Raw genomic sequence first — 22,344 nt, forward strand, 5'->3', positions numbered from 1 at the left:
CCGGCCTCCTTCAAGGGGTTTCGATGCGGCGCTGCAGCAGGTTGATCAGCAGCAGCAGGATGAAGGAAACCACCAGCATGAGCACGCCGATGGAGGTCGCGCCGGTGTAGTCGTACTGGTCGAGCTTGACCATGATCAGCAGCGGCAGGATTTCGGTCTTCATCGGCATGTTGCCGGCAATGAAGATCACCGAACCATACTCGCCCACGCCGCGGGCGAAGGCCAGGGCAAAGCCTGTCAGCCAGGCAGGCAGCAGCGCTGGCGCCAGCACATGGCGGAACACCTGCAGCGGCTTGGCGCCCAGGCAGGCGGCGGCCTCCTCCACTTCACGCGGAATATCGGCCAGTACCGGCTGCACCGTCCGCACCACGAACGGCAGGGTGACGAAGGTCAGCGCCAGGGTGATGCCCAGCGGGGTGTAGGCGATCTTGAAACCCAGGTCGGTGGCGAACTGGCCGACCCAGCCCGAAGGCGCATACAGGGCGGTCAGAGCGATACCGGCTACGGCCGTGGGCAGGGCGAACGGCAGGTCGATCATCGCATCGATGATCTTGCGCCCGGGGAAGGTGTAGCGCACCAGCACCCAGGCCAGCAGGGTGCCGATTACTCCGTTGATGATGGCGGCGAACAGGGCGGTGCCGAAACTCAGCTTGAGCGCGGCGATCACCCGCGGCGCACTGATGACGTTCCAGAACTGCTCCCAGGTAAGCTGCGCGGCATGCACGAACATGGCGGCCAGCGGTATCAGCACGATCAGGCTGAGGTACACCAAGGTGTAGCCCAGCGTCAGCCCGAAGCCGGGTATGACGGGGGAAATGCGGCGTGACATAAATATCCCTGGTTGAACGCACGAAACCCGGGACAGATCCCGGGCCGGTGCAAGCTTCTGAATCCTGGGGCTGCTTTGCAGCCCATCGCAGGCAAGCCAGCTCCCACAAGGATCGCGCAGCCCTGGGGCCTGTGGTAATCCTGTGGGAGCTGGCTTGCCGGCGATGGGCCGCAACGCGGCCCCGCTTTTCCTTGGCCCTTACTGTGCCTGATAGATCTGGTCGAACACACCGCCATCATTGAAGAATTTAGGTTGTGCAGTCTTCCAGCCACCAAAGTCCTTGTCTATGGTCACCAGGTCCAGTTTCGGGAACTGCTTGCCGAACTCGGCAGCGACCTTCTCGTCACGCGGGCGGTAGAAGTTCTCGGCGGCGATCTTCTGCCCGGCCGGGCTGTACAGGTGCTTGAGGTATTCGTTGGCAATCTCGGTATTGCCCTTCTTCTCGGCGTTCTTGTCCACCACCGCCACCGGCGGCTCGGCGAGGATCGACAGCGACGGCACGACGATCTCGAACTTGTCGGCGCCACCGTCTTCCTTCAGTGCCAGGAAGGCTTCGTTTTCCCAGGCCAGCAGCACATCGCCCTGGCCGTTGTTGACGAAGGTGATGGTCGAGCCACGGGCGCCGGTATCCAGCACCGGTACGTGCTTGAACAACTCCTGCACATACTCCTTGGCCTTAGCTTCGCTACCGCCGGCCTTCAGGCCATAGGCCCAGGCAGCCAGGAAGTTCCAACGGGCGCCGCCGGAGGTTTTCGGGTTGGGGGTGATGACCGACACGTCCTTCTTGATCAGGTCGCCCCAGTCCTTGATGCCTTTCGGGTTGCCCTTGCGCACCAGGAACACGATGGTCGAGGTGTACGGGGTGCTGGCATCCGGCAGGCGGGTCTGCCAGTTGTCTGGCAGGGTCTTGCCGAGCTTGGCGACTTCATCGATGTCGCCGGCCAGGGCCAGGGTCACCACGTCGGCACGCAGGCCATCGATCACCGCACGGGCCTGCTTGCCCGAACCGCCGTGGGATTGCTGGATCTTCACCTTGTCGCCCGGGTGGGCCTGCTGCCAGTGCTTGATGAACTCGGCGTTGTACTGCTGGTACAGCTCGCGGGTCGGGTCGTAGGACACGTTCAGCAGTTCGTAGTCCTTGGCGATGGCGGAACCGGCAAAAACAGCACTGGCCAGGGCGGCGAGCGCATAACGGCGGATGGACATGGTGAAGCTCCCGATTGGCATTTTTCTAGTTTTGAATGTGTGGTGCGATCAGCCGGTCTTGTTGCCGGGCTGCTGCAGGCGGAACTTCTCCTTGCGCTCGATCTGCACGACCTGAGCGTTGTGCACGGTAATCTCCACCGCACCGAATCGCAGGTCGCGCAGAGCGCTCTGGATTTCACGCAGAATGGTGGCTTCGTCCTGACCGTCGATGCTACGCAGAGATGCACTCATGCTCGTTCTCCTTGGAGTGAGGGTGCCGGGCTGAGGTTTGAAGGGGATTTGCGCCTGGCTTGAGGGCAATAGTAGTGAGGTGGGGTTATTCTTAAAAATACTGTTTAAGAATGTTTATATAACCAAAAACAAAAGACAATTTCGAAGGCGACGGTAGGCCCTGTGGGAGCGGGTTCACCCGCGAATGCGGCGGTGGTTCCACCATCGCATTCGCGGGTAAACCCGCTCCCACAGGATCCGTGCAGGGCTTCAGTTGTGTTTCTGTGGCTCGCGGATCTTGTACCAGGCCACATACAAGGCCGGCAGGAACAGCAGCGTCAGCAGGGTCGCCACGATGATCCCGCCAATCATGGCGTAGGCCATCGGCCCCCAGAACACCTCGCGGGCAATCGGGATCATGCCCAGGCTCGCCGCCGCCGCGGTCAGCAGAATCGGCCGGCGCCGGTGGTTGGTGGCCTCTACCACCGCATCCCACGGCGACAAGCCCTGGGCCTCGAACTCGTCGATCTGGGTCACCAGGATCACCGAGTTACGAATGATGATGCCCGCCAGCGCGAGAATGCCGAGAATCGCCACGAAGCCCATGGGCGTACCTGTGGGCACCAGCGCAATGATCACGCCAATCAGCCCCAGCGGCGCCACGCTGACCACCAGGAACAGCTTCTGCACGCTGTACAGCTGGATCATCAGGAACGTCGCCATCAGGAACAGCATCAGCGGGATGACCTTGCGGATCGGCCCCTGCGCCTTGGCGCTCTCCTCCACCGTACCGCCGGTGGCCACTTCGAAGCCGACCGGCAACTTGCTGGCGAACTCGTCGATCTTCGGCTTCAGCTGGGCCACCAGGTCGGTGGGCTGGATGTCGCCGTTGACCGAGGCCTTGATGGTGATGGTCGGCTTGCGGTCACGGCGCCACACCAGCGGCTGCTCCAGCTCGTAGCGCACGGTGGCGAACGCAAGCAGCGGGATCGAGGTGCCGTTGGGCGTCAGTATCTGCAGGTTCTGCAAGGTATCGGGCGAGCCACGCTCGCTGTCCTCGGCACGGGCGACCACGTCGACCAGGTAGATGTTGTCGTTGACCTGGGTGATCTGCACGCCGCTGACGATGCTGTTCATCACATTGGCCACGTCCTCCGACGACAGGCCCAGCTGGCGCGCCTTGTCCTGGGCGATTTCCACGCGCAGCACCTTACCCGGCTCGTTCCAGTCGTAGATCATCTCGCCGATGTGCTCGTTCTGGTCGAGCAAGGTGGCCAGCTCGATGGCGTGCTTGCGTACCTGGTCGATATTGGCGCCGCTGACCCGATACTGGATCGGTCGGCCCACTGGCGGGCCCATTTCCAGCGATTGCACGTTGGTGCCGACGCCAACGAACTCTTCATGCAGGATCTTCTGCAGGCGGTCCATCATGGCCTGGCGTTCCTCGAAGCCCTTGCTGACGATGACCAGCTGCGCGTAGTACGGGTTCTGCAGCTGCTGGTCGAGGGGCAGGTAGAAACGGATCGCGCCTTGGCCGATGTAGGTGCTCCAGTGCACCAGGTCCGGGTCGTCCTTGATCCGCGCCTCGAAGCGGTCGACCACCTTGCGCGTCTCTTCGATCGAGGCGTTTTGCGGCAGGTTGAGGTCGACGAGGATTTCCGGGCGGTCCGAGGACGGGAAGAACTGGTTCTGCACGAAGCGCTCGCAGAAGATCGCCAGGGCGAACAGCACCACGGTGCCGATGATGGTCAGCCAGCGGTTGCGCATGCACCACAACAAACCATGCTCGAAGATTCGGCCGACACGGCCCGGCTCGGCTTCGTGGGGCTTGAGCTTGGCGCTGCTGAGAATGTGCACGCCGAGCACCGGGGCGAAGAACACCGCTACCACCCACGACACCATCAGCGCCACGGCAATTACCGCAAACAGCGTGTAGGTGTACTCGCCCGCCGAACTGGCGTTGAGGCCGATCGGCACGAAGCCGGCCACCGTCACCAGGGTGCCGGTAAGCATGGGGAAGGCTGTGGAGGTATAGGCAAAGGTCGCCGCCTGCTCCTTGCTTTCGCCCATCTCCAGCCGTGTGACCATCACCTCCACGGTGATCATCGCATCGTCCACCAGCAGGCCCAGGGCGATGATCAGCGCCCCCAGCGAAATCCGCTGCATGGTGATGCCGCTGTATTCCATGAACACGAACACCATGGCCAGCACCAGCGGGATCGAACAGGCCACCACCAGCCCGGCACGCACGCCGAGGCTGACGAAGCTCACCGCAAGCACGATCACCACCGCCTCGAACAGCGCACTGGTGAAGCCGCCCACCGCTTGCTTGACCACCACCGCCTGGTCGGAAACAGTGTGCACCCCGACGCCCACCGGCAAGTCTTCGATCACCTTGTCCATGCGCTTTTTCAGCGCCGCGCCGAACACCTGGATATTGCCGCCGGCCTTCATGCCGATGGCCAGGCCCAACGCCGTCTGGCCGTTGTAGCGGAACATCGGCGAAGGAGGGTCGACGTAGCCGCGCTCGATATCGGCGATGTCGGCCAGGCGGAAGAAGCGGTCGTTGATCTTCAGGTTGACGGTTTGCAGGTCCTTTTCCGAGGTGAACTGCCCGGAGGTACGCACCGAGATACGTTCCGGCCCGGCCTCGATCACACCGGCAGGGGTCACGGCGTTTTGCGATTGCAGGGCCTGCATGACCTGGCGCTGATCGATGCCCAGGGCTGCCAGCTTGCGGGTAGAGAAGTTCAGGTAAAGCACTTCGTCCTGGGTGCCGATCAGCTCGATCTTGCCGATGTTGGGCACATCGCGCACTTCGGCCCGCGCCTGCTCCACGTAGTCGCGCAGCTGGCGCAGGGTCAGGCCGTCGGCGGTGAAGGCATAGATCGAACCGAACACATCGCCGAATTCATCGTTGAACCCGGGCCCCTGGATGCCCGCAGGGAATTCACCGCGAATGTCCTGGATCTTCTTGCGCACCTGATACCAGATTTCCGGGATGTCCTTGGCCTTGGTGGTATCGCGCAGGTACACGTAGACCGTGGATTCGCCGGGGCGGGTGTAGCTTTTGGTGTAGTCCAGGGAGTCGAGTTCCTCGAGCTTCTTCTCGATACGGTCGGTGACCTGGTACAGGGTTTCGTCCTGGGTCGCGCCGGGCCAGCGGGTCTGGATGACCATGGTCTTGATGGTGAACGACGGGTCTTCCTCACGGCCCAGGTTGAAGTAGGAGAAGATCCCCATCAGCAGGCCGACGAACATCAGGTACCAGACGAACGATTGATGCTTGAGTGCCCAGTCGGACAGGTTGAAGCTTCCTTTCATTGCGCATCCTCGTCGAAGGTGACCTTCTGGCCGGGCTTGAGGCTGTTCACGCCCGCAGTCACCACCCGCTCGCCGGGCTGTACGCCCGAGCTCAGGACGATGCTGTCGGCGGTGCGGCCGATCAGGGCCACGTCACGAGTGGCCACGGTCTTCTGCTGCGTATCGATCACCCATACCTGCGTCTTGCCGTCGCGCTCGAGCAAGGCACTCAAGGGCAGTTCGCTGCGCGGCGACACCTCCGAACTCAGGGTCACGCTGATGGCGGTGCCCAGGTGGAAGGCCGCCGGGGTGCTGGCCAGGGTCAGGCGCGCGCGGCGGGTGCGCGTGGTGGCGTCGGCCTGGGGTTCCAGTTCCCGCAGGCTGGCGGTGGTGTTGATGGTCGGGTCCAGCTGCGAAGCGACGGTGAAGGTTAGGCCCTTGCTCAACTGCTCGGCCAGGCCGATCGGCAGGTCGATCACTGCTTCCTTCACATCCGGCCTGGCCAGGGTTACCACGGCCTGGCCGGCGGTGACGGTTTGCCCGGCTTCGGCCTGCCAGGCAGTGATTACCGCGGCGTGGTCGGTGCGCAGGGTGCTGTAGTCGAGCTGGTCACGCGCCTGGCTGAGCGCAGAGCGCGCCTGCTCCAACGCCGCGCTGGTGGTTTTCAGGTTGGTCTGGGCGATATCCAGCTGGGCCTGGGCGCCTACGCCACGGTCGTACAGCTGTTGCTGGCGGCGGGCATCGGCCTGGGCGTTGATCCACTGCGCCTGCACCTTGGCCAGGTCGCCCTCGGCGGCACGAAGCTGGTTCTGCTGGTCGGTCGGGTCGAGGGTGGCCAGGGTGTCGCCCGGTTTCACCTGGGCGCCCACATCCAGCCAGCGCCGGGCGATACGCCCGGATACCCGGAAGCCCAAGGTGCTTTCGAAACGTGCCTGGATACTGCCGGCGAAACGGCCCAGCTGCGACTGCACCTGGGGTTCGACCTTGACCGACAGTACCGGCCGAATCGGCTCCGGCACTTCATCCTCGCTACTGCAGCCGGCCAACAGCACGCCGGCCGACAGCATCATCAGCAGGCGCTTCATAGCTCACCCCCGTTGCCCTTGGCATCGATCTTCAGCACCTGCATGCCGGGGTGCAGCAACTGCCCGCCATTGACCACCACGGTCTCGCCGCCTTTCAGGCCACTGGCGACCACGATCCTGCCGGTGAGGTAACGGCTGACCTCGACCTTGCGCAGCTCTACCTTGTCACCCTCGCCCACTACCCAGACGGCGGGCTCATGCAGGGCCTTGGTCAGTGCCGACCATGGCAGCTCGATACTAGGCCGGCCCTGGGCATTGGTGGTGGCCGTCACCGGTGCACCCAGTTGCATCCCTGGCGGCACATCCCTCAGCCCGACCTTGACCTGTACCGTGCCGCTTTGCGCAGACACCGTGGGGGTGATTTCGCGCACGAAGCCACGGGCCTGAACCTTGGGGTCGTCCAGCAGACTGACGATCACGCCGGCATCGCTGGGCGGGGCCACCAGCAGCGATTCGTAGACATTGAACACGGCATCACGGTCGCCATCGGTGGCCAGGCTGAAGATTGGCATGGTCGCCTGCACCACCTGGCCGACCTCGGCCTGGCGCTCGGTGATGACCCCATCGGCCTCGGAGACCAACGCGGTATAACTCAGTTGTTCGTTGGCATTGGCCAATTGCGCCTGCGCGGCCTTGAGCGCGCTCTGGTTGCTGCGCAGCGCGGCTTCGGCGGAATCGTATTCGCTCTGGCTGGTGTAGCCCTTGGGCAACAGCTTTTGCTGGCGTACGAAGGCAGCGCTGGTCTGGGTGACCCGCGCCTGCGCGGCGAACACCTCGGCCTTGGCCGAGTCGACATTGTTCTGCAGGTCTTTCGGGTCCAGCCGCGCCAGCACCTGGTTGGCCTTTACGTGGTCGCCGACATCGACACTGCGCGAAATGATCTTGCCGCCCACCCGGAACGACAGGTCGGTCTGCACCCGCGCCTGCACATCGCCAGTCAGGGTGACCCTGGCAGCGAAATCGGTGGGTGATACCTGTTGCACGCCTACGCGTGGCAGTGTTTCGGTGGTTTCTTCCTTACTACAGCCCGACAGCAGGGACACAAGCCCCAGGCAGACGACCAACAGCGGACGTATCAACGTCATGCAGGCTCCTTGCTTGCGCGCAAATGATTCGTGGGATGCGACTGTCAGCGTAGTTCAGGGTTGGACAAACGGCACTGGCCACATGCGCAAGGGAGACATTCGAGGCCGGTGTCACAGGGCAGGCTCGGCACAACTTGTTCGTGGAAAACCTGGCATTTCTGTCAGTAGCCAATTGTCGCCAGGGCATTACATAGTCTACCCAACCGGTCGCCCCGGCAGTGGCATCACAAAAGAGGCCAGTCCCTGTTAACCCTTGACCCCTCGGAGGCCCCATGGCCGCTGCAAAAACTACACGCCGCTTCTACCAAAACAACCATGTTTGCACCGAACTAGACGGCTCTGTGACACGCTCCATTTTCCGGCATCAGGACAGCCTCCTGGCGCTATGCACATCAGGTGCTGAGGAATCGCGTTCAATCATGGCAGTGGACAACTCCAACACCGTCATGAGCGACTTGAGAGACTCCGGGAAGGCGCAGTTCGCTTATACCCCCTATGGCCATCGCACAGTCCAGGGAGAATCGAACAACCCCTTGGCATTCAACGGTGAGATACTGGATACGCCAACAGATTGTTACTTGCTGGGCAGTTATCGTCTGGCCAGCCCCGGAAGTTACAGATTCTATAGCGACGATGACCAAAGCCCGTTCGGGAAGGGTGGACTGAACTCAAAAGCGTACTGTGCCGGGGACCCAGTGAATTACGTTGATCCCACTGGTCATTTTCCTTTAGCCAATTTTCTCAATATTGCGATGATGATTACTGGGGGCGCATCAGTAGGAACCACTATTGCAGCAGCTTTGGTAAAAGACCCTAAAAGCCGAAATATTCTAAATATAACATCAATAGTTCTTGGCACCGCCGCCGCGGCTCTAATGGCAGGCTCGCTCCTACGTTACCGGTTCAAATCAGCTCAGCTGAAAAAAGACAATCAACGCCTAGAAAACAACGTTGATGCCCTACGAGAAACTGTTCGGATTCAACAAGAGACCATTACTCGCCAAAACGGCAGCATTAATCGCCTACGAAACATCATGAATCCCCCACAAAGTGCTGCATCCTCTAACAGCGTTTCCCATGCACCTGCCTCTCCAATGCAGCCTCAAACCTCGTCAGGTGTTAACTCACGTGTCCATTATAATGCCCATACATCTGAAGTTCTAACACCATTTTCTACTCCCCGCACCCAGCATAACGCAGGATCACCTCCTCCGACTTACAGTAAATCTGACCCATTCCCAAATTCTTTTCCCAAAAGTATAAGTGGATTCCGGCAGCAAACCTTTGGTCGATAAAAAAACGTACGTAGAAGATCTTCTTCGAGTTCAAACCCGCCCCCACAGGGGCATGTGCAAGCCATGAAGGCTGCACGGATACTTGTGGGAGCGGGTTTACCCGCGAAAGGGCCGGTACAGGTCAGAGCTGAATTGAAGCCTTGTTCAGTCCCAGTTCGATGTCATCGATCAGTGCTTTGGCAAAGCCACTGAGAATTCTCGCAGCGCTACCAGCCAGTCGGTCATTTTCCATCTCGGCTTCGGTCGTCAGGTGATTGATGCACCCGAGCATTACGGAGAGTTCGGAGAAGGCATGGTTGAAGGGGATATTGGCCTGGACGCGGAAAAGGTCCATGCAGGTTTCTTTACCGACGGTGCTGCTGTTTTTTGGGTGATTTGGAACGTGCGTTGTCATGGTCGGAATCCAATGTCGTTTATGGAACCGCCAGCTCATCTTTCTCACGGATAAGGGGTGGCAGCCGTACGCGGGGTGAGAAAACCGAGGACATTGAACCCGGCCAGGCCGAGGCCTGCCCACGCAAGGCCGCCATGACAGGAAGCCTGTTCAACATCGAGCGGGTTTCTCACACCCGGTCACCTTGATTGGCGACTCGACGACGTTATCCCTGGGGCATTTCCCCTACAACAGAGCAGCTTCCACACGGCTCGTAGGATAATTCCCAAGCCGATCCAACTGAAGCCTTTGGTTTGAGTTGATGAAAAGTCGTACGCCTCGAGGGCCCCTTCGCGGGTGAACCCGCTCCCACAGGGTTATGTGCAGCCTTCAGGACCTGTGCAATACCTGTGGGAGCGGGTTTACCCGCGAAAAGGCCGGTACTGCCATCCGCAAGCCTCTGCCATATCCAGAAACCATGATCTACACAGCACCTGCATCTCAGCCACTACCTTTGAAAAGTCACCTGCTTTTCAAGGAAGAAGCCAATGTCGCGAGCCCAGTCTCACCTGCTTCGCCGTGGTCGCTATTCAGAACTTGGCCGGCTCTATCTGCTGACCACCGTCACCCACCAGCGCAAGCCGCTGTTCCATGATTTCCACCATGCCCGGCTGGTCATTCACCAACTGCGACAATCAGACCAGGAACATGCCTGCCGATCACTGGCCTGGGTGCTGATGCCGGACCATCTGCATTGGCTGATCGAGTTGAAAGGTACGACGTTGGGCACCTTGATGCGCAGGTTCAAGTCCAGGTCCAGTCTGGTTTTGCATCAGGCGGGGGTTGAGCATGATCCGGTATGGCAGTCTGGGTATCAGGACCGGGCACTGCGGCGGGAGGAGAGCATGGTGCATGTTGCCAGATACATTGTTGCCAACCCCTTGCGGGCTGGCTTGGTCAGAAGTGTCAGGGACTATCCACATTGGGATGCAGTCTGGCTTTGAATCTGTGCTGGGGCATTCGCGGCGGTTCGGCGCCCCGATGAACCCGCTCCCACAGGTACTGCGCAGGTCTTGAGGACTGCACATGACCCTGTGGGAGCGGGTTCACCCGCGAAGAGGCCAGGTCAGGCCGACGCCGCAACCTGCGCCGGGCGCTTGACCTGTGGCTGCGAAGCATTCGCCGCAGCGCCCTCTTCGATCGCCTGCTGTATCGCCTTGCGACGGCGCTCTTCGGCCTGGCGGCTGAAGTACCAGACGAAGAAGGTCACCAGCGACACCGACAGCAGGATCAGGCTTGCCACGGCGTTGATCTCCGGCTTCACGCCCAGGCGCACCGCCGAGAACACTTCCATCGGCAAGGTGGTCGAACCAGGGCCGGAGACGAAGCTGGCCAGTACCAGGTCATCCAGCGACAGGGCGAACGACATCATGCCGCCCGCCGCCAGCGACGGCGCGATCATCGGGATGGTGATCAGGAAGAACACCTTCCACGGCTTGGCACCCAGGTCCATCGCCGCTTCCTCGATCGAAAGGTCCAGCTCACGCAGGCGTGCCGACACCACCACCGCCACATACGCGGCACAGAACGTGGTATGGGCGATCCAGATGGTGACGATGCCGCGCTCCTGCGGCCAGCCAATCATCTGCGCCATGGCCACGAACAGCAGCAACAGCGACAGGCCGGTGATCACCTCGGGCATTACCAGCGGCGCGGTGACCAGGCCACCGAACAGCGTACGGCCCTTGAAGCGGGTAACCCGGGTCAGCACGAACGCCGCCAAGGTACCCAGCGCCACCGCTGCCACCGCCGTGTAGCAGGCGATTTCCAGCGAACGCATCACCGAACCCATCAACTGGGTGTTGTCGAGCAGGCCGACGTACCACTTCACCGACCAGCCACCCCATACCGTCACCAGCTTGGAGGCGTTGAACGAGTAGATCACCAGGATCAGCATCGGCAGGTAGATGAACAGCAAGCCGAGCACCAGCATCAGCTTGGAAAAACTGAAGCGCTTCATGCCCTGCCCTCCATTTCTTTGGCCTGGCTGCGGTTGAACAGCAGGATCGGCACGATCAGGATCGCCAGCATCACTACCGCCAGCGCAGAGGCCACCGGCCAGTCACGGTTGTTGAAGAACTCTTGCCACAGCACCTTGCCGATCATCAGGGTTTCCGGGCCGCCAAGCAGTTCAGGGATCACGAACTCGCCCACCACCGGGATGAACACCAGCATGCAGCCGGCGATGATGCCGTTCTTCGACAGTGGCACGGTGATCTTCCAGAAGCTGTTGAAGGTGCTCGAACCCAGGTCCGAAGCGGCCTCGAGCAGGCTCGGGTCGTGCTTCACCAGGTTGGCGAACAGCGGCAGGATCATGAACGGCAGGTACGAATAGACCACGCCGATGTATACCGCCAGGTTGGTGTTGAGGATCTGCAGCGGCTGGTCGATCAACCCGGTCCACAGCAGGAAGCCGTTGAGCAGGCCGTTGTTGCTGAGAATGCCCATCCAGGCATAGACGCGGATCAGGATCGCGGTCCAGGTCGGCATCATGATGAGCAACAGCAGGACCGTCTGGGTTTCCTTCTTGGCGTTGGCAATGGCATAGGCCATCGGGTAGCCGATCAGCAGGCACAGCAGGGTGCTGAAGAAGGCCATCTTCAGCGAGCCCAGGTAGGCCGAGATATACAGCTCATCCTCGGTCAACAGGCCATAGTTGGCCAGGTTGAGCACCAGCTGCAGCTTGTCTTCGACGTAGCTGTAGATCTCGGTATACGGCGGGATCGCCACGTCGGCTTCGGCGAAGCTGATCTTCAGCACGATGAAGAACGGCAGCATGAAGAACAGGAACAGCCAGATGAACGGCACGCCGATCACCAGGTGCCGCCCCTCCGGGGTAATACGCTGGAAGGCTCGCTTGAGCTTGCGCAGTTTCATGACCGCAGTACCACGCCGCTGTCGTCTTCCCACCACACGTACACTTCATCGCCCCAGGTCGGGCGGGTGCCCTGGCGCTCGGCGTTGGCGACGAACGACTGGACGACCTTGCCGCTCGGCAACTCGACGTAGAACACCGAGTGGCCACCCAGGTAGGCAATGTCGTGAACCTTGCCGCGCGACCAGTTGTGCTCGCAGGTCGGTTGCTGGGTGGTAACCAGCATCTTTTCCGGACGCAGGGCATAGGTGATGTGCTTGTCTTCCACCGATGTGGTGATGCCGTGGCCGACATAGATCTTGCGCTCCAGCTCCGGGCTGGCAATGATCGCGTGGCCTTCGGCGTCGTCGACCACTTCACCTTCGAACAGGTTGACGTTGCCGATGAACTCGCACACCAGGCGGCTGGTAGGCGTCTCGTAGATGTCCACCGGCGAGCCGATCTGGGCGATCCAGCCCAGGTGCATGATGGCGATGCGCTGGGCCATGGTCATGGCCTCTTCCTGGTCGTGGGTCACCATCACGCAGGTCACGCCCACACGCTCGATGATCTCCACCAGTTCCAGCTGCATCTGTGAACGCAGTTTCTTGTCCAGTGCACCCATCGGCTCATCGAGCAGCAGCAGCTTGGGGCGCTTGGCCAGCGAGCGGGCCAGGGCCACGCGCTGGCGCTGGCCGCCGGACAGCTGGTGCGGCTTGCGCTTGGCGTACTGGGTCATGTGCACCAGCTTGAGCATCTCGGCCACGCGGGCGTCGATCTCGGCCTTGGGCATCTTGTCCTGCTGCAGGCCGAAGGCGATGTTCTGCGCCACGGTCATGTGCGGGAACAGCGCGTAGGACTGGAACATCATGTTGATCGGCCGCTCGTATGGCGGCATGTCGGTGATGTCGACGCCATCGAGGAAGATCCGCCCTTCGGTCGGGCGTTCGAAGCCGGCCAGCATGCGCAGCAAGGTGGACTTGCCGGAACCGGAGCCACCCAGCAGGGCGAAGATCTCGCCCTTGCGGATTTCCAGGGACACATCGTCCACGGCTACCGTTTCGTCGAACTTTTTCGTGACCCGGTCGATCTTGACCAGCACCTGCTTGGGTTGCTGGCCACCCTCGAGGGCTTTTTTATAGGCACCGGAGGCAACTGCCATGAGTGAAACTCCCAACAAGATTTTTGTGCCCGCGAGCCCTGTTCTACAGGTGCCGCCACGGGCCTGGATTTTTACTTGCCCGACTTGACCTTGGTCCAGCTACGGGTCATCAGCCGTTGCACCTTGGGTGGCAACTCTGAGTTCACGAACATCTTGTCCAGCACTTCCTGCGGTGGGTAAACCGCGGCGTCAGTCCTCACGGCCTGGTCCATCAGGTCGCCAGCCTTGGGGTTCGGGTTGGCGTAACCGACGTAATCACTGACCTGGGCGATAACCTCAGGCTTCAGCAAATAGTTGATGAAGGCATGCGCCTCTTTGACGTTTTTGGCGTCCTTGGGGATCGCCAGCACGTCGAACCAGAGGTTGCCGCCTTCCTTGGGAATGGCGTAGGCCAGGTTCACGCCCTTCTTCGCTTCTTCGGCGCGGGCCTTGGCCTGGAACACATCACCCGAGAAACCTGCCGCGACGCAGATGTCGCCGTTGGCCAGGTCGGTGATGTACTTGGACGAGTGGAAGTAGGTCACGTACGGGCGTACCGCCAGCAGTTTCTTCTCGGCGGCCTGGTAGTCCTTGGCATTGGTGCTGTTGGGGTCCAGCCCCATGTAGTTGAGCACCGCCGGCAGCATTTCGTCTGCCGAGTCGAGGAAGGCCACGCCGCACTTGGCGAGCTTCTTCATGTTCTCGGGCTCGAACAGCACTGCCCAGGAGTCGATGGTGTCCACGCCCAGCGCGGCCTTCACCTTGTCGACGTTGTAACCGATGCCGTTGGTGCCCCACAGGTAAGGCACGGCGTACTGGTTGCCCGGGTCGTTCCTTTCCAGGCGCTTCATCAGCGCCGGGTCCAGGTTGGAATAATTGGGCAGCAGGTTCTTGTCGAGCTTCTGGAACGCGCCCGCCTTGATCTGCTTGCCGAGGAAATGGTTGGATGGCACTACCACGTCATAGCCGGTGTTGCCGGCCAGCAGCTTGCCTTCCAGGGTTTCGTTGGAATCGAACACGTCTTGCACGGGCTTGATGCCCGTGGCTTTCTCGAAGTCCGCGAGTGTGGTCGGGCCGACGTAGTCGGACCAGTTGTAGAAGTGCACCGTAGGCGCCGCTTGGACGCTGCATGCCAGCGTCAGGCCCGCTCCAGCCATCAAGGCCTTGCGGAATACAGAAATGGACAAGTGGGTGGTCCTCACAATCAGTGCCTGGGTAGCGACAATGCTGCCGCACACGCAAAACCGGCGCGCAACTTACCTTCGCAGCTTCGATGCCGCAATCATCAATTGCCTTTCACTGGCTCTGGGCCGGGATTCCCCGGCCCAGAGGTACTGCATCGGGCTTACTTGCCCGACTTGATCTTGGTCCAGCTGCGGGTGATCACACGCTGGGCAGACGCTTCAGGCGCAGCGATCGCGTACAGCTGCTTCTTGACTTCAGCTGGCGGATAGATGCTCGGATCGCTGGTGATTTCCTTGTCCACGAACTGGGTGGCGGCAGCGTTGCCGTTCGGGAAGCGCACGGCGTTGGTGATCTCGGCCATGATTTCCGGCTGCATCAGGAAGTTCATGAACTGGTAGGCAGCGTCTTTATGCTCGGCATCCTTGGGGATGGCGACCATGTCGTAGAAGGTACCGGCACCTTCCTTCGGAATGACGTAGTCCACCTTGACCTTGTCACCGGCTTCGTGGGCACGGGCCTTGGACTGCTCCAGGTCACCCGAGTAACCGACGGCTACGCAGATATTGCCGTTGGCCATGTCGCCGATGTACTTGGACGAGTGGAAGTAGGTGATCGAAGGACGGATCTTGAGGAACAGGTCCTCGGCGGCCTTCAGGTCTTCCTTCTTGGTGCTGTTGCTCGGCAGGCCCAGGTAGTGCAGCGCAGCCGGCAGCATTTCGGTCGGGGCATCCAGGAAGCTCACGCCGCAGCTCTTGAGCTTGGCGATGTTCTCAGGCTTGAACACCACGTCCCACGAGTCGATCTTGTCCACGCCCAGCGCGGCCTTGACCTTCTCCGGATTGTAGCCGATGCCGATCGAGCCCCACATGTAAGGGAAGGCGTGCTTGTTGTCCTTGTCGCTGGCATCGCCAACGGCCTTGAGCAGGTCAGGGTCGAGGTTCTTCCAGTTCGGTAGCTTGGAGCGGTCCAGTTCCTCGTACACGCCAGCCTTGATCTGCTTGGCCAGGAAGTTGTTCGAAGGCACGACGATGTCATAGCCCGACTTGCCTGCCAGCAGCTTGGCTTCGAGGGTTTCGTTGCTGTCGAAGACGTCGTACTTGACCTTGATGCCCGACTGCTTCTCGAACTTGGCGATGGTGTCCGGAGCGATGTAGTCCGACCAGTTGTAGACGTTCAACACCTTGTCTTCAGCCTGAACAGCGGTAGCCATGGCACCCATCAGGGCGGCGGCCAGCAACGTCTTGCCCATTTTATTCATGCGTAATGCTCCAGAATTTTTTATTTAGCCATCTGTTCAGCAGCCAGGACCTACGGTGCAGAGCGCGCGGCGACTGAAACAGCCGCTAGTCTGGCAAGTTACAAGGCCCTGTATCAAGGAAAGCAGGGCCTAGTAACGACTTAATGCCACATCGCTAGCCTAGCAGGTGCTCAGTTGATCGCCTCAAGGGTCAAATCGAGGCATTTGCGTGCCTTTTCCACCAGTTCGTCGATCTCTGCATGGCTGATCACCAGCGGCGGCGCAATGATCATGGTGTCACCCACCGCGCGCATGATCAGGCCGTTTTCGAAGCAGAAGGTGCGGCAGATCATACCCACGCCCTTGCCTTCGTAACGGCTGCGGGTGGCCTTGTCCTTGACCAGCTCGATCGCGCCGAGCAGGCCCAGGCCGCGTACCTCGCCCACCAGAGGGTGGTCCTGCAGTTCACGCAAACGCTTTTGCAAATACGGTGCCGCTTCGCTGCGCGCCTTCTCGACGATTTTCTCGTCACGCAGGATGCGCAGGTTTTCCAGGCCCACGGCGGCCGCTACCGGGTGGCCGGAGTAGGTGAAGCCGTGGTTGAAGTCGCCGCCTTCGCTGAGTACCTGGGCCACGGTGTCACGCACGATCACACCGCCCATGGGGATGTAACCGGAAGTCAGGCCCTTGGCGATGGTCATCAGGTCGGGCTTGAGGTCGTAGTAGTCGGAGCCGAACCACTCGCCGGTACGGCCGAAACCGCAGATCACTTCGTCGGCGACGAACAGGATGTCGTACTTGGCGAGGATCTCTTTCACCTTCGGCCAGTAGGTTTCCGGCGGGATGATCACGCCGCCGGCGCCCTGGATCGGCTCGGCGATGAAGGCGGCGACATTGTCTTCGCCGACTTCGAGGATTTTCTTCTCCAGCTGCTCGGCCGCCCACACCCCGAACTCATCCGGGGTCATGTCGCCGCCTTCGCCGAACCAGTAAGGCTGCGGGATATGCACGATGCCCGGGATCGGCAGGCCGCCCTGCTCGTGCATGCCGCTCATGCCGCCCAGGCTGGCACCAGCCACGGTGGAGCCGTGGTAGCCGTTGATGCGGCCGATGATGGTCTGCTTCTGTGGCTTGCCTTTCAGCGCCCAGTAATGGCGGACCATGCGCAGCACGGTGTCGTTGCCTTCAGAGCCGGAGCCGGTGAAGAACACATGGGTCATGCCTTGCGGCGCGACATCGGAGATTGCCTTGGCCAGTTCCAGCGCAGGCGGGTGGGCAGTCTGGAAGAACAGGTTGTAGTACGGCAGCTCGCGCATCTGCTTTTCTGCCGCCTGAACCAGTTCTTCACGGCCATAACCCACTGCCACGCACCACAGGCCAGCCATGCCGTCGAGGATCTTGTGCCCCTCGCTATCCCACAAATGCACACCCTGGGCCTTGGTGATGATGCGCGGCCCCTTCTCCTTCAGCTGCTTGTAGTCGCTGAAGGGCGCGAGGTGATGCTCCCCGCTCAGGGTTTGCCATTCACGGGTTTGCGGGTTGTTGACGCTCATGTGCTTCTCCGTTGTTCGACAGCCGCGTCCTGCGGCACCAAGTTGATCAGACAGCAAACAGCAGGAACTCACGCTCCCAGGAACTGATGACTCGCTTGAAGTTCTCGTGCTCGGCGCGCTTGGTGGCGACGTAGCCGGTGATGAACTTCTTGCCCAGGTACTGCACCAGTGCACGGCTGTTTTCCATGCGTTCCAGGGCATCTTCGATAGTCAGTGGCAGGCGCAGGTTGCGGCGTTCGTAACCACGGCCCTGCACCGGCGCGCTGGCGTCGATGCCTTCGACCATGCCGATGTAGCCACACAGCAGGCTGGCGGCGATGGCCAGGTAAGGGTTGGCGTCGGCGCCTGGCAGGCGGTTCTCGACCCGGCGGCTTTGCGGGCCGGCGTCCGGCACGCGCAGGCCGACGGTACGGTTTTCCTCGCCCCATTCCACGTTCACCGGCGCCGAGGTATCGGGCAGGAAGCGGCGGAACGAGTTGACGTTGGGGGCGAACAGCGGCAATGCCTCGGGGATGAACTTCTGCAGGCCACCGATGTGGTGCAGGAACAGTTCGCTCATGCTGCCGTCGTCGTTGCTGAAGATGTTCTTGCCGGTGGTCACGTCGACCACGCTCTGGTGCAGGTGCATGGCACTGCCTGGCTCGCCGGTCATGGGTTTGGCCATGAAGGTGGCGGCCACATTGTGCTTGAGCGCGGCCTCGCGCATGGTGCGCTTGAACACCAGGATCTGGTCAGCCAGGTGCAGGGCGTTGCCATGACGGAAGTTGATCTCCATCTGCGCCGTGCCGTCTTCATGGATCAGCGTGTCGAGGTCCAGCTGCTGCAGTTCGCACCAGTCGTAGACGTCTTCGAACAGCGGGTCGAATTCGTTGGCGGCTTCGATCGAGAACGACTGACGGCCGGTTTCCGGGCGGCCCGAACGGCCTACCGGCGGCTGCAGCGGGAAGTCCGGGTCTTCGCTGCGCTTGGTCAGGTAGAACTCCATCTCCGGCGCTACGATCGGCTGCCAGCCCTTGTCGGCGTAAAGCTTGAGGACTTTCTTCAGCACGTTGCGCGGCGACAGTTCGACCGGGTTGCCCTTCTTGTCGTAGGTGTCGTGGATCACCTGGGCGGTCGGCTCGATGGCCCATGGCACCAGGAACACGGCGTTCTCGTCAGGGCGGCAGATCATGTCGATGTCCGCCGGGTCCAGCAGTTCGTAATAGATGTCGTCGTCGACGTAGTCGCCGGTCACGGTCTGCAGCAGCACGCTCTCGGGCAGGCGCATGCCTTTTTCGGCGATGAATTTATTGGTAGGCGAAATCTTGCCGCGCGTGATGCCGGTCAGGTCACTGATCATGCATTCGACTTCGGTGATCTTGTGCTCTTTCAACCAATCGGTGAGCTGGTCGAGGTTGTTACTCATAAATACCTCAGGAGGTAAGGTGGTCCGCGCACTGATTCTGGATGGAGTACATTGCTAAAGCAAAAACCCCCGCGCAGAGCCACAGTGGATACACTGAAAACAGGTGCGTCCGTAATGAGTTCGAAGGGCAGGAAGACGAAACGAAGGGCGGCAAGCCGCTACGAGGGCAGGTCCGGGAGCGCCAAACGTCAATTATTGCGGCCAGGGCGGCCACGCCATCGACGAAGCTTGCAAAAATGACGGATGTACCCGATGGCACTGCGCAGGCAGTGCTTTCAGGTCTCGGCAAGCGGACCATGTGACCCTCGTATTATTGTGTTCTGGGTTGAGACCGAGCTTAGCCTTGTTCATTTTTTTACACAACACCTCCGTAAAAAATAAAACACGGTTGGTCGGAGATAGCCCTTTGCGCGGGAAATAGCGGATAATGGTTTGCCCCGAGATGCAGCAAATCTGCCGTCGACGTGCCATTTCAGGGCATCATGGGGTTGGCTTGACATCAGTTTGTCTTTTCGATTGACTGGTCTTGCAAGCCCCCCTTGATTGATATTTTTAACAACAAAGGTGTTGCATCATGTCGGTACCCCCGCGTGCCGTTCAGCTTAACGAAGCGAACGCGTTCCTTAAGGAACATCCTGAGGTTCTCTACGTTGACCTTCTGATTGCAGATATGAATGGTGTGGTGCGTGGCAAGCGCATAGAGCGCACCAGCCTCCACAAGGTTTACGAGAAAGGCATCAACCTGCCTGCCTCCCTCTTCGCCCTGGACATCAACGGTTCCACCGTTGAAAGCACCGGGCTGGGCCTGGACATCGGCGATGCTGACCGCATCTGCTACCCGATCCCCGGCACCCTCTCCAACGAACCCTGGCAGAAGCGCCCGACCGCCCAGCTGCTGATGACCATGCACGAGCTCGAAGGTGAGCCGTTTTTTGCCGACCCGCGTGAAGTGCTGCGCCAGGTGGTCGACAAGTTCACCGAGATGGGCCTGACCATCTGCGCCGCGTTCGAGCTGGAGTTCTACCTGATCGACCAGGAGAACGTGAACGGCCGCCCGCAGCCGCCACGCTCGCCAATTTCGGGCAAGCGCCCGCAGTCGACCCAGGTGTACCTGATCGACGACCTCGACGAATATGCCGACTGCCTGCAGGACATCCTGGAAGGCGCGAAGGAGCAAGGCATCCCGGCCGACGCCATCGTCAAGGAAAGCGCCCCGGCGCAGTTCGAAGTCAACCTGCACCACGTGGCCGACCCGCTCAAGGCCTGCGACTACGCGGTACTGCTCAAGCGGTTGATCAAGAACATCGCCTACGACCATGAAATGGACACCACCTTCATGGCCAAGCCCTACCCGGGCCAGGCAGGCAACGGCCTGCATGTACACATTTCCGTGCTGGACAAAGATGGCAACAACATCTTCACCAGCGAGGATCCCGAGCAGAACGCCGCGCTACGTCACGCTGTCGGCGGTGTGCTCGAGACCCTGCCCGCGTCCATGGCGTTCCTTTGCCCGAACGTCAACTCGTACCGCCGCTTCGGCGCCCAGTTCTATGTACCGAACGCGCCAAGCTGGGGCCTGGACAACCGCACCGTGGCCCTGCGCGTGCCGACCGGCTCGCCGGACGCCGTACGCATCGAGCACCGCGTGGCCGGTGCCGACGCCAACCCGTACCTGATGATGGCCGCCGTACTGGCCGGCGTGCACCATGGCCTGACCAACAAGGTCGAGCCGGGTGAGCCGATCGAAGGCAACTCGTACGAGCAGCTGGAGCAGAGCCTGCCCAACAACCTGCGCGATGCCCTGCGCGAGCTGGACGACAGCGAGATCCTGAACAAGTACATCGATCCGAAGTACATCGACATCTTCGTCGCGTGCAAGGAGAGCGAGCTGGAGGAGTTCGAGCACTCGATCTCCGACCTCGAGTACAACTGGTACCTGCATACCGTGTAAACAAAAACGCCGCCCACAAGGGCGGCGTTTTTGTTCGAGATCGGTGTCGCCTGCTTCGCGGGTAAACCCGCTCCCACAGCGACCGCGCCGGCCTCAGGTCCGGTGAAGATCCTGTGGGAGCGGGTTCACCCGCGAAGAGGCCAGTACAGGTTTACAAGAGCTTCTCGAAGATTTTCGAATTGCGCTGGTAGTTGTACAGCGAAGCCCGCGCCGCTGGCAGCCGCTCGACCCCGCTCGGCGCAAACCCGCGTTCGCGGAACCAGTGCGCAGTACGCGTCGTCAGCACGAACAGGGTGTTCAGCCCCAACTGCCGCGCCCGGCTTTCGATGCGCTCCAGCAGCTCGTCGCCACGCCCGCCATGGCGGTACTCCGGGTTCACCGCCAGGCACGCCAGTTCGCCGGCGTCGGAGTCGGCAATCGGGTACAACGCCGCACAGGCGATGATCATGCCCTCGCGCTCGACCACGCTGAACTGCTCGATCTCCCGCTCCAGCACCTCACGCGAACGGCGCACCAGGATGCCCTGCTCTTCCAGCGGGCTGATCAGTTCCAGCAAACCGCCCACGTCCTCGATGGTCGCCTCTCGCACCACTTCGAACTGCTCCTGCGACACCAGCGTGCCGCCACCGCCACGGGTGAACAGCTCGGTCAGCAAGGCGCCGTCCTCGGCATAGCTGACGATATGGCTGCGCGCCACGCCGCCTTTGCAGGCTTCGGCCGCGGCATCCAGCAATTCGCCCTGGTAATCGCTGCCCAGGCGCTGCAGATGCGGGGCAACCTGCTGCGGGCGCAACTCACGCACCAGCTTGCCATCGGCATCCAGCAGGCCCGGCTCGGCACCGAACAGCAGCAGCTTGTCGGCACCCAGTTCGATGGCGGCGCGGGTGGCCACGTCTTCGCAGGCCAGGTTGAAGATTTCACCCGTGGGCGAGTAGCCCAGCGGCGACAACAGCACGATGGAGCGCTCGTCGAGCAGGCGGCTGATGCCCTTGCGGTCGACCCGGCGCACTTCGCCGGTGTGGTGGTAGTCCACGCCTTCGAGCACGCCGATCGGCCGCGCCGTGACCAGGTTGCCGGACGCCACGCGCAGGCGCGAGCCCTGCATCGGCGAAGCGGCGATGTCCATCGACAGGCGTGCCTCGATGGCCAGGCGCAAGGCGCCGACGGCATCGATCACGCAATCCAGGGTGGCGGCATCGGTGATGCGCAGGCCACGGTGGTAGTGCGGGGTCAGGCCGCGATCAGCCAGGCGGCTTTCGATCTGCGGGCGCGAGCCATGCACCAGCACCAGGCGCACGCCGAGGCTGTGCAGCAGCACCAGGTCGTGGACGATGTTGCCGAAATTAGGGTGTTCCACCCCATCGCCAGGGAGCATGACCACGAAAGTGCAGTCGCGATGGGCATTGATATACGGGGAGGCATGACGCAGCCAGTTGACGTAGTCGGGCATGACAGGGCCTGTGGATAAGTGGACGGAGAACGGCGATACAGGGGGCGTTCAGGATCATCGTCGGAACAGGCTTGCGGTCACGCGCGGTCTCCTCTAGGCAGGAACGAAACAGTTCGGTTGAC

At 61.2% G+C, this 22,344-nt stretch carries 19 protein-coding genes; 4 read left to right on the forward strand and 15 right to left on the reverse strand.

All coding sequences use genetic code 11. The features are described from left to right. Positions 1–10: 10 nt before the first annotated feature. From cysT to RYH74_RS01450, 6 genes are all read right to left on the reverse strand, one after another. A complete protein-coding gene (gene cysT, locus RYH74_RS01425) occupies positions 11–829 on the reverse strand; it encodes a sulfate ABC transporter permease subunit CysT (protein ID WP_025341028.1) in 819 nt (272 codons plus the stop codon). A gap of 198 nt (positions 830–1,027) precedes the next feature. After that, positions 1,028–2,035, reverse strand: coding sequence for a sulfate ABC transporter substrate-binding protein (locus tag RYH74_RS01430; RefSeq protein WP_317408859.1), 1,008 nt, complete (start codon positions 2,033–2,035; stop codon positions 1,028–1,030). A gap of 48 nt (positions 2,036–2,083) precedes the next feature. Further along, positions 2,084–2,266 (reverse strand): sulfur starvation response protein OscA, encoded by a 183-nt coding sequence (gene oscA, locus RYH74_RS01435; RefSeq protein ID WP_003258557.1) that lies wholly within the window; start codon positions 2,264–2,266, stop codon positions 2,084–2,086. Positions 2,267–2,515: 249 nt separating this feature from the next. Continuing rightward, positions 2,516–5,569, reverse strand: a complete 3,054-nt coding sequence (locus RYH74_RS01440; RefSeq protein ID WP_317408860.1) for an efflux RND transporter permease subunit — start codon at positions 5,567–5,569, stop codon at positions 2,516–2,518. Further along, positions 5,566–6,633 carry an efflux RND transporter periplasmic adaptor subunit gene (locus RYH74_RS01445; protein WP_317408861.1) on the reverse strand — a complete coding sequence of 356 codons (1,068 nt, stop codon included), beginning with the start codon at positions 6,631–6,633 and terminating at the stop codon, positions 5,566–5,568. Before RYH74_RS01445 ends, RYH74_RS01440 begins: the two co-directional genes overlap by 4 nt. Next, complete coding sequence (locus RYH74_RS01450; protein ID WP_075046698.1) at positions 6,630–7,718, reverse strand: efflux RND transporter periplasmic adaptor subunit; 1,089 nt, start codon at positions 7,716–7,718, stop codon at positions 6,630–6,632. Before RYH74_RS01450 ends, RYH74_RS01445 begins: the two co-directional genes overlap by 4 nt. A 272-nt stretch (positions 7,719–7,990) precedes the next feature. On the opposite strand from RYH74_RS01450, the gene RYH74_RS01455 reads away from it, so the two are divergent. Beyond that, positions 7,991–9,013 (forward strand): RHS repeat-associated core domain-containing protein, encoded by a 1,023-nt coding sequence (locus RYH74_RS01455; protein WP_317408862.1) that lies wholly within the window; start codon positions 7,991–7,993, stop codon positions 9,011–9,013. A gap of 121 nt (positions 9,014–9,134) precedes the next feature. On the opposite strand, the gene RYH74_RS01460 is transcribed toward RYH74_RS01455, so the two are convergent. After that, a complete protein-coding gene (locus RYH74_RS01460; RefSeq protein WP_075046700.1) occupies positions 9,135–9,407 on the reverse strand; it encodes a DUF3077 domain-containing protein in 273 nt (90 codons plus the stop codon). A gap of 527 nt (positions 9,408–9,934) precedes the next feature. Here RYH74_RS01460 and RYH74_RS01465 point away from each other — a divergent pair. Beyond that, positions 9,935–10,390 carry an REP-associated tyrosine transposase gene (locus RYH74_RS01465; protein WP_013974702.1) on the forward strand — a complete coding sequence of 152 codons (456 nt, stop codon included), beginning with the start codon at positions 9,935–9,937 and terminating at the stop codon, positions 10,388–10,390. 122 nt (positions 10,391–10,512) lie between these two features. On the opposite strand, the gene RYH74_RS01470 is transcribed toward RYH74_RS01465, so the two are convergent. The 7 genes from RYH74_RS01470 to RYH74_RS01500 form a co-directional block, all read right to left on the reverse strand. Beyond that, the gene (locus RYH74_RS01470; protein WP_003258560.1) at positions 10,513–11,406 is read right to left on the reverse strand and encodes an ABC transporter permease subunit; all 894 of its coding nucleotides are present in this window, start codon (positions 11,404–11,406) and stop codon (positions 10,513–10,515) included. Beyond that, positions 11,403–12,323 (reverse strand): ABC transporter permease subunit, encoded by a 921-nt coding sequence (locus RYH74_RS01475; RefSeq protein ID WP_013974703.1) that lies wholly within the window; start codon positions 12,321–12,323, stop codon positions 11,403–11,405. The genes RYH74_RS01470 and RYH74_RS01475 overlap by 4 nt, the downstream gene beginning before the upstream one ends. Next, positions 12,320–13,462 carry a polyamine ABC transporter ATP-binding protein gene (potA, locus tag RYH74_RS01480; protein WP_013974704.1) on the reverse strand — a complete coding sequence of 381 codons (1,143 nt, stop codon included), beginning with the start codon at positions 13,460–13,462 and terminating at the stop codon, positions 12,320–12,322. Before potA ends, RYH74_RS01475 begins: the two co-directional genes overlap by 4 nt. A gap of 71 nt (positions 13,463–13,533) precedes the next feature. After that, positions 13,534–14,628 carry a polyamine ABC transporter substrate-binding protein gene (locus RYH74_RS01485; RefSeq protein ID WP_084785299.1) on the reverse strand — a complete coding sequence of 365 codons (1,095 nt, stop codon included), beginning with the start codon at positions 14,626–14,628 and terminating at the stop codon, positions 13,534–13,536. Positions 14,629–14,786: 158 nt separating this feature from the next. After that, a complete protein-coding gene (locus RYH74_RS01490) occupies positions 14,787–15,884 on the reverse strand; it encodes a polyamine ABC transporter substrate-binding protein (protein WP_025341036.1) in 1,098 nt (365 codons plus the stop codon). Between the two features lie 170 nt (positions 15,885–16,054). After that, positions 16,055–17,416, reverse strand: coding sequence for an aspartate aminotransferase family protein (locus RYH74_RS01495; RefSeq protein ID WP_075046701.1), 1,362 nt, complete (start codon positions 17,414–17,416; stop codon positions 16,055–16,057). Positions 17,417–17,462: 46 nt separating this feature from the next. After that, positions 17,463–18,821 (reverse strand): glutamine synthetase family protein, encoded by a 1,359-nt coding sequence (locus RYH74_RS01500; protein ID WP_046613615.1) that lies wholly within the window; start codon positions 18,819–18,821, stop codon positions 17,463–17,465. 41 nt (positions 18,822–18,862) lie between these two features. Here RYH74_RS01500 and RYH74_RS01505 point away from each other — a divergent pair, with 41 nt between their 5' ends. Continuing rightward, complete coding sequence (locus RYH74_RS01505; RefSeq protein ID WP_075046702.1) at positions 18,863–19,123, forward strand: hypothetical protein; 261 nt, start codon at positions 18,863–18,865, stop codon at positions 19,121–19,123. 272 nt (positions 19,124–19,395) lie between these two features. Continuing rightward, complete coding sequence (locus RYH74_RS01510; protein WP_015272222.1) at positions 19,396–20,772, forward strand: glutamine synthetase family protein; 1,377 nt, start codon at positions 19,396–19,398, stop codon at positions 20,770–20,772. A 151-nt stretch (positions 20,773–20,923) separates the two neighbouring features. On the opposite strand, the gene argA is transcribed toward RYH74_RS01510, so the two are convergent. Beyond that, positions 20,924–22,222 carry an amino-acid N-acetyltransferase gene (argA, locus tag RYH74_RS01515; RefSeq protein ID WP_075046703.1) on the reverse strand — a complete coding sequence of 433 codons (1,299 nt, stop codon included), beginning with the start codon at positions 22,220–22,222 and terminating at the stop codon, positions 20,924–20,926. Positions 22,223–22,344 lie beyond the last annotated feature (122 nt).

The organism is Pseudomonas sp. LSJ-87, assembly GCF_032971465.1.
Classification (GTDB): domain Bacteria; phylum Pseudomonadota; class Gammaproteobacteria; order Pseudomonadales; family Pseudomonadaceae; genus Aquipseudomonas; species Aquipseudomonas putida_Z.